At 60.2% G+C, this 12,520-nt stretch carries 8 protein-coding genes and 1 riboswitch; of the genes, 6 read left to right on the forward strand and 2 right to left on the reverse strand.

Annotated features, from left to right (window positions below; translation table 11 throughout):
- Positions 1-85: 85 nt before the first annotated feature.
- The 5 genes from dxs to V7747_RS18355 all read left to right on the forward strand — a co-directional run bounded on the left by dxs (position 86) and on the right by V7747_RS18355 (position 10,083).
- Entirely contained in the window at positions 86-2,002 is a 1,917-nt protein-coding gene (dxs, locus tag V7747_RS18335) for a 1-deoxy-D-xylulose-5-phosphate synthase (RefSeq protein WP_335617434.1), read from the forward strand.
- A gap of 22 nt (positions 2,003-2,024) precedes the next feature.
- A riboswitch (cobalamin riboswitch) is annotated at positions 2,025-2,228 on the forward strand.
- 128 nt (positions 2,229-2,356) lie between these two features.
- The gene (locus V7747_RS18340; protein WP_335617435.1) at positions 2,357-4,180 is read left to right on the forward strand and encodes a TonB-dependent receptor domain-containing protein; all 1,824 of its coding nucleotides are present in this window, start codon (positions 2,357-2,359) and stop codon (positions 4,178-4,180) included.
- A gap of 173 nt (positions 4,181-4,353) precedes the next feature.
- Positions 4,354-5,793: a Wadjet anti-phage system protein JetA family protein gene (locus tag V7747_RS18345; protein ID WP_335617436.1), complete on the forward strand. Its 1,440-nt coding sequence runs from the start codon at positions 4,354-4,356 to the stop codon at positions 5,791-5,793.
- Positions 5,786-6,448 (forward strand): DUF4194 domain-containing protein, encoded by a 663-nt coding sequence (locus V7747_RS18350; protein WP_335617437.1) that lies wholly within the window; start codon positions 5,786-5,788, stop codon positions 6,446-6,448. The genes V7747_RS18345 and V7747_RS18350 overlap by 8 nt, the downstream gene beginning before the upstream one ends.
- Complete coding sequence (locus tag V7747_RS18355) at positions 6,448-10,083, forward strand: ATP-binding protein (RefSeq protein ID WP_335617438.1); 3,636 nt, start codon at positions 6,448-6,450, stop codon at positions 10,081-10,083. The genes V7747_RS18350 and V7747_RS18355 overlap by 1 nt, the downstream gene beginning before the upstream one ends.
- An 83-nt stretch (positions 10,084-10,166) precedes the next feature.
- Here V7747_RS18355 and V7747_RS18360 read toward each other — a convergent pair whose 3' ends face one another.
- Positions 10,167-10,706 carry a type 1 glutamine amidotransferase domain-containing protein gene (locus tag V7747_RS18360; RefSeq protein ID WP_335617439.1) on the reverse strand — a complete coding sequence of 180 codons (540 nt, stop codon included), beginning with the start codon at positions 10,704-10,706 and terminating at the stop codon, positions 10,167-10,169.
- A 218-nt stretch (positions 10,707-10,924) separates the two neighbouring features.
- Here V7747_RS18360 and V7747_RS18365 point away from each other — a divergent pair, with 218 nt between their 5' ends.
- Positions 10,925-11,917, forward strand: a complete 993-nt coding sequence (locus V7747_RS18365; protein WP_335617440.1) for a formylglycine-generating enzyme family protein — start codon at positions 10,925-10,927, stop codon at positions 11,915-11,917.
- Between the two features lie 22 nt (positions 11,918-11,939).
- On the opposite strand, the gene V7747_RS18370 is transcribed toward V7747_RS18365, so the two are convergent.
- Complete coding sequence (locus tag V7747_RS18370; RefSeq protein WP_335617441.1) at positions 11,940-12,188, reverse strand: hypothetical protein; 249 nt, start codon at positions 12,186-12,188, stop codon at positions 11,940-11,942.
- Between the last annotated feature and the right edge of the window lie 332 nt (positions 12,189-12,520).

The following is a 12,520-nucleotide window of genomic DNA, read 5'->3' on the forward strand; positions in this document are numbered from 1 at the left end:
GCCAACTGTTGGGCTATCGGGGTGCATCGGTTAAACTGCGCACTTGTTTTCCTGCCATGCCCAATGGCATTCAGAGCCTTGTTTGATGCCCAGCACTTTTCACGAAATACCGCACCAACGCCCCAGCACACCGCTGCTGGACAGTCTTGACGACACCGCGCAGCTGCGTGATCTGGATGAAAGCCGTCTGCCTGAACTGGCCGATGAGTTGCGGTTGTTTCTGCTCTGGAGCGTGGGCCAGACCGGCGGGCATTTTGGTGCCGGCCTGGGGGTCATCGAGCTGACCATAGCGCTGCACTACGTGTACGCCACGCCGGAAGACCGCCTGGTCTGGGATGTCGGCCACCAGGCATATCCGCACAAGATTCTCACCGGGCGCCGCGAGCAAATGGCCAGCCTGCGCCAGAAGAACGGCCTCGCCGCCTTTCCACGCCGCGTTGAAAGCCCCTACGATACTTTTGGCGTTGGCCATTCCAGCACCTCGATCAGCGCCGCGCTGGGTATGGCCATTGCGGCCAACCTGCAGGGGCTGGATCGTCGCACGGTTGCGGTCATCGGCGACGGCGCCCTCACCGCCGGCATGGCCTTCGAAGCGCTGAACCATGCCAGCGACGCCCAGGCCAACATGCTGGTCGTGCTCAACGACAACGATATGTCGATCTCCCGTAACGTTGGCGGCTTGTCGAACTACCTGGCCAAGATCCTGTCCAGCCGCACCTACTCGCACATGCGCGAAGGCAGCAAGAAAGTACTGTCCAAACTGCCGCAGGCCTGGGAGCTGGCACGCAAGACCGAAGAGCACGCCAAGGGCATGCTGGTACCCGGCACCCTGTTTGAAGAGCTCGGCTGGAACTACATTGGCCCGATCAACGGCCATGACCTGCCCGCACTGGTAAAAACCCTGAAGAACATGCGCGAGCTCAAGGGCCCGCAGTTTCTCCACGTGGTAACGCAAAAGGGCAAAGGCTTCTCGCCGGCCGAGGCAGACCCGATCGGCTACCACGCGATCACCAAGCTGGAACCCAAGCCCGCCGCGCCCACCGGCGCCAGCAAACCCAAGTTTTCGAATATTTTTGGCCAATGGTTGTGCGACATGGCCGCGCAGGATGCGCGCCTGGTCGGCATTACCCCGGCAATGAAAGAAGGCTCTGACCTGATCGCCTTCGCCGAGCAGTACCCCAACCGCTATTTTGATGTGGCGATTGCCGAACAGCACGCGGTTACCCTGGCCGCCGGCATGGCTTGCGAAGGGGCCAAACCCGTGGTCGCCATCTACTCCACCTTTCTGCAGCGCGCCTACGATCAGGTTGTACACGATGTCGCCGTGCAGAATCTGGATGTGCTCTTTGCCATCGACCGCGCCGGTCTGGTGGGCGAAGACGGCCCGACCCACGCCGGTAGTTTCGACCTTTCGTTCCTGCGCTGTCTGCCCAACCTGGTCATCATGGCACCCGCCGATGAAAACGAAACCCGGCAGATGCTCTCCACCGGTTTTTTGCACGACGGCCCCGCCGCCGTGCGCTACCCGCGCGGCACCGGCCCAGGTACGCCCATCGAGCCGACGCTCGACACCCTGCCCATTGGCAAGGGCGTAGTCACCCGTGAAGGTCAAGAGGTAGCCATTCTCTGCTTCGGCACCCTGCACCAGCAGGCCCTAAAGGCAGCCGAAGCGTTGAATGCCAGTGTGGCCAACATGCGCTTTGTAAAACCGCTGGATACCGCCCTGATCGCCGAGTTGAGCGCTACCCACAAGCTGCTGGTTACCCTGGAAGAGAATGCCGTCATGGGCGGCGCCGGCAGCGCCGTCAACGAATGGCTGCTGGCCGAGGGGATAGTTACGCCAGTGCTCAATCTGGGGCTGCCGGACCTCTTTGTCGAACACGCCAAACCCGCACAGATGCTGGCCGAGTGCGGGCTAGATGCCGCCGGCATCGAAGCCGCCATCCACCACCGCCTGAGCACCATCCCCGAGCCAGATCAAGGGCTTGACCCCACCGACTGAAAGCCCTAGAGTCCCGCTCCAATTCTTGGTACTCGCATTGGGTGCCTGATCCGCCACGCGGATCGGGTGAAACGGGAAGTCGGTTCAAGTCCGACGCTGCCCCCGCAACGGTAAGGAGTCGCAGGTCCGCCTGCAGCTGCTGTCAATCAAGCCACTGTGCACCGCACGGGAAGGCGACCGCAGTCAGATTCCAAGCCCGGAGACCGGCCCACTGCGCTAAGTTGCTGCGCCCCTGCGCCACGACTTTATTGCTGAGGTGTCGCGGAGGGCGTCACCGGTCGGCGTGGTCGTCCGCTGCCCGGACCCCTCCTGACTCCCCGCCCTCCTCAAAAGCCGTACTTTTGGGGATTCTGGATGAACAAGTCACTCTTTCTACTGCCCGCGCTGCTGGCCAGCACCATTGCCCAGGCCAATGATGCTCTGGACCTGCCCGACACCATAGTGACCGCCTCGCGGCAGGTGGAAGCGCGCGAGCAGGCCACTGCAGCTACAACCGTATTCACGCGCCAAGATATTGAGCGTTTGCAACCCTTCAGCGTTACCGATCTCCTGCGTCGAGTGCCTGGCATTTCGATAACCACCAACGGTGGCATCGGTAGCTTGAGCAGTATCTCAATGCGCGGCACCAACGCAGCACAAAGCCTAGTAATGATTGATGGGCAGCGCATCAGCAGTGCTTCGGCAGGCCAACCGAGCCTGGAATTCATAAGCGTCGACCAAATCGAGCGTATCGAAGTGGTTCGCGGTCCACGTTCTGCCATTTACGGATCAGACGCAATAGGCGGCGTAGTGCAGATTTTCACCCGCCAAGGCAGTGAGGGACTTAACCCGCGCGTGAAGTTTGGCGTTGGCAGCAACCAGACTTTCACCCGTGAAGTCGGGCTGTCCGGTGGGAACGGCCAAACCAGAATCAATCTGGGCGCCAGCCTGGATGAAACAGATGGGATTAACCGCACCACCAACAGCACTGGTGATGACATGGATGATGACGGTTATCGCAACAGAGCATTCAGCGCCAGCTTGAACCACCAGTTCACGGATGCGCTGGAGGCAGGCGTGCAGCTGCTTGAACAAAGCGGCAATACCGAATACGACCTATCCGGCAACCCCGAAGACGACTTCCAGCTGAGCACTGTCGCCACTCACCTGCAATGGCAGATTAACGACACCTGGCGCTCACGCATTGAAGCAGGCCATGCCGAAGATCGTCGCAAAACCCTATTCGACCCAACCCCTTGGTCTCCCACTGGTAATAGCGTATTCAACACCTACCGCGATTCTGCCAACTGGCTCAACCACTTACGTTTCAATGATCAGCATAGCCTTCAGGCTGGTCTCGACTGGTACGAAGACAAACTGAACAGCTCTACCGCCTTTAATGAAACCGAGCGATACAACCAAGCCGCTTTTGCTCAGTATCGCTTTGACGGACAAAGCATCAGCAGCGAGCTTGGCTGGCGTCATGACGACAATGAACAGTTTGGCGAAGAGGACAGCTTCAATGGCGCCTTGATCTTTGCCTTGCCCTACGAGCAGCAACTTATTGCATCCTACGGCGAAGGTTTTCGCGCCCCAACGTTCAACGAGCTTTATTACCCCGGTTACGCTAACCCAACATTGGAGCCCGAGCGCTCAAAAAGCTATGAGCTGCAATGGCGGACTCGGCTGGACTCGACACTGCTGCAAGCTTCGGCCTACCGCACCGATATCGAGAACCTGATTCAATCAGATGCAACCTTCACTCCACAAAATATCGCTGAAGCGCGCATCAATGGGCTGGAACTGACTGCGGAACGAGACGTACTGGGCTGGACAACTGCGGTAGCCGCCACTTGGCTGGATCCGCGCGATCGCGACACTGGCAAGCAACTACCCCGCCGCCCAAAGCGCATGCTGAGCATCGACACTGACCGTCAATACGGCGACTTTGGCGTAGGTTTCACCGTTGTAGCTAACAGCACTCGCTACAACGACGCGGCCAACAACCAGGAGCTGTCAGGGTTCGGTACTCTAGAAGTTCGCGGCAACTGGCACATGACTGATAGCACTCGCTGGGATCTAAGCATCGGCAACGTGCTCGAGAAAGAATATGCCTTGGCCAACGACTTCACGGGTAACCCTTACCGCAATGAGGAGTTGAATGCCCGTCTTTCGCTTTCCTGGGCGCCGCAACTCTAGCCTGACCTCCATCAGCCCGCCCTGGTGGATGGCTGCGGCCATCCACCTACTCGCGCCACCCCTGTCTTACTATTCTGCCTCCAACCAGATCACAGCTTGTCGCTTGTCCCTTGCGGCGTGCCGCTGCGTTTAAGGCATAATGCGCCTTTGCCCAGACCGGACTCGATTCCCGCATGTTTTTCACCGACGAGCGCCTGCATTTCTTCCGCCCGCTCACCAGCAAATACCGCGAACAGATAGTCGAGTGCCTGCGCCTGCTGCACGAGCGGCTGTACAGCGCACGCGCCGATTATGGCGAGTCGCTCAAGCGTGAGCAGGTGCTGGATATTTTCTGCGAAGCCCTGGAACGCGCGCCGCTGCTAGAGGGCGATGACGACGACGGCGGCCGCTTCAAGAGCAACCGCGAACAGGCCGGCTGGGTACTCACAGCCCTACTGGAACATGGCTGGCTGGAGCGCCAGGTCGACCAGGCTACCTTCCAGTCTACCTACCCGTTCAGCCGCATGGGCCGGCTGTTTACCCAACCGCTGGTGGAAGCCGATGGCCGCAGTGTACGCACGCGCCACCGCAACACGCGCAATACACTCAACGCCCTGTCGGCGTTCCTCAATCACGGCGAGGTCTACGACCTGCTGGATGCCCACGAGTACTCCGAACGCATCATCGCCGACTTCACCGATATCATCGCCGAGCTGGAGGAGCGCAAGCGCGAGCTGGTACGCGAGGTAGAGGCGCAGCAACTGGTGCAACAGGCCAGCGACCAGTTCTTCGACTTCATGGAGCGCCGCTTTCAACCGGACGTGGCCATTCGCCTGTCCGCCGACAGCGTAGAAAAGCACCGCGAGCGCATTCAGGACAGCATCGAGCGCATACGCCGCAAGCCGCGCGAATGGAAGGCGCAGGCCGAGCGCGACCTGCGCCGTCTGGCGCCGGACCTGCTGATCGACGCCAACAGTTCGGTGCTCTGGCAGCTGCTCGATGGCATCGAAAGCCGCCTGCGCAATGCCTCGGACATCATGCTGCCGGCGCTGCGTAAAACGCTGCAGGGCTTTACCCAGCGCGCCGACATCATCATCCGTCAGCTCAGCTATCTGCATAGCCAGAAGCACAGCGACGTGGTCGGCCTGTGTCGCGAGCTGTCCAGCCTGCCGGCAGACGAGTGCGCGGCGCGGCTCGAGGCTGCGGGCGAGGCCATGGCCAGCGTGCGCCTGGGCCTGGTTGACCCCGCCAGCGTGCGGCTGCGTGAGCGCCGCGAGCGCCCGCCGGTGCAGAGTCTGATGAGCGATCTGGACCACCCGGACGACGAGACCCTGCGCGAGCTGGGCGTGCAGCAGCTGCTCGACAAGGCCTTCACCATCAATGCCAGCCATCTGCGCGACTATCTGCGCAGCGCGCTGGGCGCGGGCAAGCGCATCGACAACCGCGACCTGCCGATCAATAACGCGCGCGACCTACTGGCGCTCAGCCACCTGATCGAGCTGGCCGGCGCGGATCACGCCAGCCATGGCCTGCGGGTGCGCATCGAGCCCACCGGCGAGCCGGTAACCCATGAAACCTATTTCTCCCGCCGCGATGGCTTCATCATCGACCTGGAACACAACGACAATGCGTGACGCACTGGACAGCCAACTCAACGAACGCGGCCTCAGCCCGGAAGCCTTTTCCGAGCTGATGATTCGCCTGCTCGACCGCGGCGTGCTGTGCCGCGACGAAAGCCAGCGCGAAGCCGAACTCTATGATCGCTACCTGCAGGTCAGTGAACTGGTGGAAGACTACCTCTCGGTGCTGCGCATCCGCGTGCTGCACGAGCCACGCTTCAACCTGCTGCGCATCTTCCCGCCGGGTGCCGAAGTACCCGGCCTGGCCGATACCGAAGACAGCTTCAGCAGCGGCCTGCGCGAACGCCTCAGCCAGCAGGAAGTGGCGCTGATTCTGGTCCTGCGCGCCGAGTACGACCAGGCGTTGCGCGAAGGCCAGATCGATGAGTTTGGCCAGGTGATGCTGTCACTGGAGGCGCTCAACCTGAGCTGCCGCAACCTGCTCGGCCGCTCCCTGCCCGAGCAGCAGGGTGAGCGCAAGGCACTGCTGCGTCGGCTGCGCCAACTGCGGCTGATCCGCAGCCCGAGCGATGCGGCACTGGATGAAGGTGAAGCCTGGCTGACCATCCGTCCCGGCATCATCAGCCTGGTGACCGACAGCGCGCTAGCTCAGCTGGCCAGCGCTCCGACCGATGACAACGACGACCTGCCCGCCGAGGATAGCCACTGATGTATCTGAAACGCTCAATCACCGTCAACTGGGGCAACCTGCCGGTTGAGGAACTCGAGTACGGTCCGGTCAACCTGTTCTCCGGTGGCAACGGCTCCGGCAAGACCACAGCCGCAGACGCCCTGCAAACGCTGATGACCGCCGCCCACGACAACCTGTTCAACTACAACCCCGGCCAGGATGAGACCACCCAGCGCGGGCGCGGCGGCAAGCAGGTGCGCACCCTCGCCTCCTATGTGTTGGGCTGCGACGACGGCGCCTTTGCGCGGCCTTGGGACACCGACGGCTACATCGTCGGAGTGTTCCACCCGACCCAGGGCGAGTCGGCCGATCCCTTTACCGCCGTCATCGGCGTGCGTGCCCATCTGGACGCCGCCGGCAGCAGCCGTCAGGCCCGCCAGGACGAACTGCTGCTGATGATAGTCCCGGGCGAAATGCTCTCGCTCTCGCACTTTGTGCAAAACCGCGACGATGGCCGCCACGCGGTCAGCGTCACCGAGCTGCCTAACCTGCTGCGCCGCCAGTTCGGCAAACAGCAAGTCGAAGTGTACGAGCGCAAGAGCGCCTATCTCGCTCGCCTGTACGGCGCGCTGCGCGGCCGCCCGGACGCAGTCTCGGTGCGCGAAGCCAAGAACGCCGCGCGTACCTTTGCCAATTTCATGGCCTACAAGCCGGTCAAATCCATTGATCAGTTTGTCGCCGAAGAAGTACTGGAAGCCCGCGAGTTTGGCGATACCATCAAACGCATCCGCGAGCTGCTGCGCACCGTGCACGGCATGGAGCAGGAAGCTGGCCGCGTGCGCGCGGCGGTCGAGCTACTGTCGCACGCCAGCCAACAGGCCGAGCGCTACCAGCAGACCTGGCTGGAACGCACCGGCCTCACCTACGCCGCGGCGGCGCATAGCTGGCAGAAGAATCAACAGGGCTATTTGGCCGCCAAGGAAGAACAGAAGCAGCTCAATGTTGAGCTGACGGGCATCAACGAGGAGCAAAAGCTCACCGCTGAGCGCATCAAGCAGGCCCATGCCGAGCTGGTACAGCTTGAAGCCCGCCGCCAGGGCATTCCCGCCCTGCAGAACAAGGACCAGCTGGAGCAGCGTCAGAGTCAACTGAGCGACCAGCTACGTGGCGCGGTCCCTGCCCTGCTGACCCAGGCGCAGCAACGTGACCGCAATATCGAGGCCCTGCGCGCAACCCAGCAGCTACTCAGCCAGCATAGTCTCAGCCTCTCGCTACCGGCCCTGGCCAGTCGGGGCTGGCGTGAGCGCAGCCAGGCGGTAATGAGTGCAGAACAGGCCCCGGTAGCGGAGCTTAACCAGTTACTGGCCCGCGACTGGATTGACCTTACCCCGCTGGACGCCGGCCTGGATGCCATCCGCAGCCAGCAGGCGAGTCATAATCAGCTGGCCGAGTTGCTCAGCACAAAGGACGCCGAAGGCGTCACTGTGCTGCAGCAACTGGATCGCCTTGAGCAAAAAAGCGCCGCCGAGCTCAGCCAGCTGGAACGCCAGATAAACCAGACCAATCAGCGCATCAGCGCGCTGAACGCCAGCCGCGTCAGCTACCCGCTGTATGTCGAGGAAGCGCTGCGTGCCATCCGCCAGCGCTGCCCGCAGGCGGATCCTCGCGTACTCTGTGACCATGTGGAAATCGTCGACCCCGATTGGCAGATGGCAATCGAAGGCTATATCGGTGGCAGCCGCTACGCGATTCTGGTCGAGCCCGAGTTCGAGGCCGAAGCCATCCGTATCGTGCGCCAGATGAACAGCCGCGAGCGTAACCGTGCCCGCGTGATTCAGGGCCACAAGGCACGCCAGGATGCCGAACGTATCAGCCTGCCCGAGGACTCCATCCTCAAGGTCATGCGCTTCAGCCACAAGATTGCCGAGTATTATCTGCGCGCCTCCTACGCCAGCGTTAGCCGCGTGGCCGACGCAGAAGCCCTGCGCCATACCCGCCGTGGCGTGACCAGCGAAGGCATGGGCTCGGGCAATTACGCCCTTTTCCGTTGTGACATTGACGACAGTCAACTGGTCTTCGGCGCCGCTGCGCGCGAGCGCAACCTGGCAGCACAAGAGGCCGCGCTGGAGCAGCTCAGCGTGCAACGCCACAGTCAGCAGCAGCAACACCAGGCACTGCAACAGCTGGCCCGTCAGCTGGGCCAGATTCAACCACTGGACTACGCCGCCCGCGCCGCTGCCCTACTCGACAGCCAGCGGCAACTGCACGAAGTGGAACAACAGCTGGCGACCCTCGACCTGGGCGAACACCGCGACCTGGAAGATCAGCAACAGCGCGTCAGCCAGCGGCATGCCGAGCTGGAGCAAAAGCGCGACGTGCTGGGCGAGCAGCACGGCGAATTGAAAGAAAAGCTGCGCGGCCGCGAACAGCGCATTCAGCATTTTGCAGACCAGAGCGACCAGCTGCTGAGCGCCAAGGACGCTGCCGAACAGGCCTTGCTGGAAGCCGCCGCCAAGGTGCCCGGGCTCGACCCGCAAGCGAGGCTGGAAGAGCTCGACAGCATGCTGCAGCAAAGCGGCGGTCAGTTCGATTTTGCCGCCGACAGCCTTGCCCTGACCGACCTTCTGCACCGTCAGGCAATTGAACTGCAGCGCGCGCTGGAGCAATACAACCTGCAAGCACAACCCGCCGATATGCTGATGGCAGACACGCCCGCAGAACTGCACAGCCTGGCGTTCTTCAGCCACGTCGGCAGCCTACACCAGCAGCTCGACAACCTGCACAACCGCCTGCGCAACAACGTGCTGCTAGAGAAGCAGGAACAGCTTGCGAGCCTGCGCGACAGCTTCAACACCACCTTTGTCAGCGACCTGTGCCACGAGATTCACCAGGCCATCAACGACGGTCGCCGCGTGCTGGAGAACCTCAATCAGGAGCTGGAGCACCACCAGTTTGGGGCCGACCGCGAGCGTTTCCAGTTCGACTGGGACTGGCTGCCCGAGTACAAGGGCTATTGGGATTTCTTCAAGGAAATCATGCAGACGCCAAACCTGGGTGACGGTGCCGGCCTGTTCGACAGCAGCCTGTCCGACAAGGCCAGCAGCATCCGCGATCAGCTGCTCAGTCTGCTGCTCGATGGCGACGAGCAGCAGGCCCTGCGCGAGCTGGAGCGCATCAGCGACTACCGCCGCTATCGCCGCTACGACATCCTCAAGCACCCCGCCGGCAAGCAACCGATTCGCCTCAGCGAATACGGCACCGGCTCCGGTGGCCAACTGGAAACACCGGCTTATATCATCCGCGCCGCCGCCGTCACCAGCGCCTTCCGCTTCAATGAAGGCGACAGCCATCTACGCATGGTGATCGTCGATGAAGCCTTCATGCACATGGACGAGACCCGTTCGCGCGAGGTCATCGCCTACCTGACCGAAACCCTCGGCCTGCAGCTCACCTTCATCATGCCCACCAGCAAGGCCGGCCCCTTCCTCGAACTGGTCAGCAACCAGTTTGTGTTCAGCAAGGTGCCGAGCAAAGTTGCCGTGGGCGAGCTGAACACCCGCGTGCTACTCGACCGCCAACAACTCAACCGCGACAAGGTCGCCGAGCTCTGGGCGCAGCACCGCCGGGTAATTCGCCAGCAGGGGGCACTGGAGTTTATGGAAGATGTTATCTAATCCGCCGCCCGGCCAATGGGCACATATGACAACGCCCCGCTAGTGGGGCGTTGTCATTAATCCTGTCAGCAGCGCTGATCATCTCAGGCAGCAAACACTTCAAGCATCTTGCTGCAGAAATCATCCAGATCGTCAGGCTTGCGACTGGTGATCAGCCCACCGTCTTCGCACACAGACTGGTCCACCCAATGACCGCCGGCGTTCTCGATATCGGTCTGCAGGCTGGGCCAGGAGGTCAGTTTACGGCCCTTGACTACACCCGCCTCGATCAACGTCCAGGGTGCATGACAGATAGCCGCGACCGGTTTGCCAGCGGTAAAGAACGACTTGATAAAAGCAACCGCATCTTCATCCATCCGCAGCGCATCCGGATTCGCTACGCCACCCGGCAGAACCAGGCCGTCGTAATCACTAGCCGAGACCGCCTTCACGCTTTTATCGACGGTAAAGGAATCCGCCTCGGTCAGGTGGTTGTAGCCCTTGACCTCACCACTCTCAAGCGACACCAGATGCACACTAGCCCCCGCGCCTTTCAGGTCTTGCCAGGGACGCGTCAGCTCGATCTGCTCCACGCCATCAGTGGCGAGAAACGCAATGCTTTTGCCGCTCAGTGAATTGCTCATAAATGTCTCCTGTTCGGATAGGTGTACTTGTTATGGCCGCGTATCCGAACAGTGGTTCCGACGGTTTTAAATTGTGTCTGCGTATTCAGTGAGCATCAACGAAAGACTACGGCGCAGAATATCCGTCATTCGTGAACAGGGCCGACTTTTTTTGCCGACCACCTGTTAGATTTATTCGCCTGAATTCAACGTGACCTGCAACAAACAAGGATGTGTCCATGCAAGCCCGCCTTTTACTGCCGGTATCCTTTTTTGCCGTACTGACCGGCTGCGAAGCTCAGCCTCAGCCGCTCCCCGAAAGCGAAAAACTCAGCACCGACAAAGTCAAAGCTATAGCTGAACGCGTCGAAACCAACTCTCCCGATCTGTCGCGCGATTTGCGTGAGCAAATCCTGGCTACTGTGGTGCGCTCACTGGACGATATGGTGTTTATCGAAGGCGGTGAATTCGAGATGGGTGACTTCGGCACCCTCTGTGAGTACGACCCGGCGAATATGGGCACCTGGCCCTATGGACAGGACCCGGAGCGGTTATGTCCGATTACTCCAGAGCGGCATGATGACTATCTGCATCAAGTGCGTTTGAGCAGTTATCACCTGTCCCGATATCAGACGCGGCTTGAAGATTTTGATCTGTTTCGCACCACCCTCGGTTTGGAGTTGTTTGATGCGGAGCTGCGGAAGCGTGAAGACCTTCAAGAACTTTTTCATCCGGATAAACCTGCATGGACGAAAAACTGGAAGGAGGCAAAAGATTACTGCTTATGGCTTGGAGAACTGAGTCGCTACCCTGTAGACCTTCCCTCTGAGGCTCAGTGGGAATACGCGGCACGGAATCGTGGGCAGTACGTGCAGTATCCTACTGATAATGGCAGCCTCGGTTACGGTCGCAATATCGCAGCGGACGAGGTTACCGACGAATTACCTATCGCTCACTTTACGCCCACGCCTCTTGGCTTGTATGACATGGCCGGCAACGCCACCGACTGGGTCAACGATTGGTACTCCGAAAATTACTACCCTGTATCGCCAGTGGAAAACCCGAAAGGCCCAGCCACTGGCACGCAAAGAGTACGTCGCGGGTCGAACTATCAAGAGTCTATGTGGATGAGCGCGAACACCGTCCGGCGCTGGAATGACGAGCCTGAAAAGAGCAGACACCTACCAGGCACTAGCTTTCGCTGTTCAATACAATCGGATACGCCACTCTAAAGAAAGCGATAGCTTCTCAGCTCTAGGCAAGCCCATCAAACTGACCACTGCGTTGGGCCGCCAGCAACGTTTCTCGCTTGTTCAGAGGAGCTGACGGGGTCCATGCCAAAGCCACAGAAGCAGGAGAATTTGCGCCTTGAGCAACGGGCAGGGTACGCATGAAGCGGTTAAACTCTCCCTGTTCACGAGCATCCAACAGCCGATTTAAACGGTTAAGACTGTCCATGGCGTTGACGTTTTCACCCTTCGCGACCAACGGCGTCAGTGTCATTGATTTTTGTTCTCCCGAAACGCAGCAAGAGTCAACGACTCTGAATGAACGACTCTGCCCCCCATTTAACTGAGCCTCATAAATAAAGCAATGGATTGAAGTCGAATACCATTGCAACAAAACCAACAGACAAAGCCAACCAGTAAAAAATCAAACTAACGCAGGTAAAAAACAGCCAAAAGCTCATAAAAAAACCTAAGCGCGGACGCACTCTGGAAAAGCCGTATTTAAAAGCGTATCGATGCATCCTTAATACGGCCGCCTCAAGTTCCAAGTGCAACATCAGTGAATTGAATTTAACTGGTTAGTGGCCTGCAGCTGGAGGTATTCAA

This window comes from Halopseudomonas sp. (assembly GCF_036960865.1).
GTDB lineage: Bacteria > Pseudomonadota > Gammaproteobacteria > Pseudomonadales > Pseudomonadaceae > Halopseudomonas.

Excerpts from the sequence above, each read along its gene's own strand:
- dxs (WP_335617434.1), top strand. The coding sequence starts at position 86 with ATGCCCAGCACTTTTCACGAAATACCGCACCAACGCCCCAGCACACCG.
- V7747_RS18340 (WP_335617435.1), top strand. The coding sequence starts at position 2,357 with ATGAACAAGTCACTCTTTCTACTGCCCGCGCTGCTGGCCAGCACCATT.
- V7747_RS18345 (WP_335617436.1), top strand. The coding sequence starts at position 4,354 with ATGTTTTTCACCGACGAGCGCCTGCATTTCTTCCGCCCGCTCACCAGC.
- V7747_RS18350 (WP_335617437.1), top strand. The coding sequence starts at position 5,786 with ATGCGTGACGCACTGGACAGCCAACTCAACGAACGCGGCCTCAGCCCG.
- V7747_RS18355 (WP_335617438.1), top strand. The coding sequence starts at position 6,448 with ATGTATCTGAAACGCTCAATCACCGTCAACTGGGGCAACCTGCCGGTT.
- V7747_RS18360 (WP_335617439.1), bottom strand. The coding sequence starts at position 10,706 with ATGAGCAATTCACTGAGCGGCAAAAGCATTGCGTTTCTCGCCACTGAT.
- V7747_RS18365 (WP_335617440.1), top strand. The coding sequence starts at position 10,925 with ATGCAAGCCCGCCTTTTACTGCCGGTATCCTTTTTTGCCGTACTGACC.
- V7747_RS18370 (WP_335617441.1), bottom strand. The coding sequence starts at position 12,188 with ATGACACTGACGCCGTTGGTCGCGAAGGGTGAAAACGTCAACGCCATG.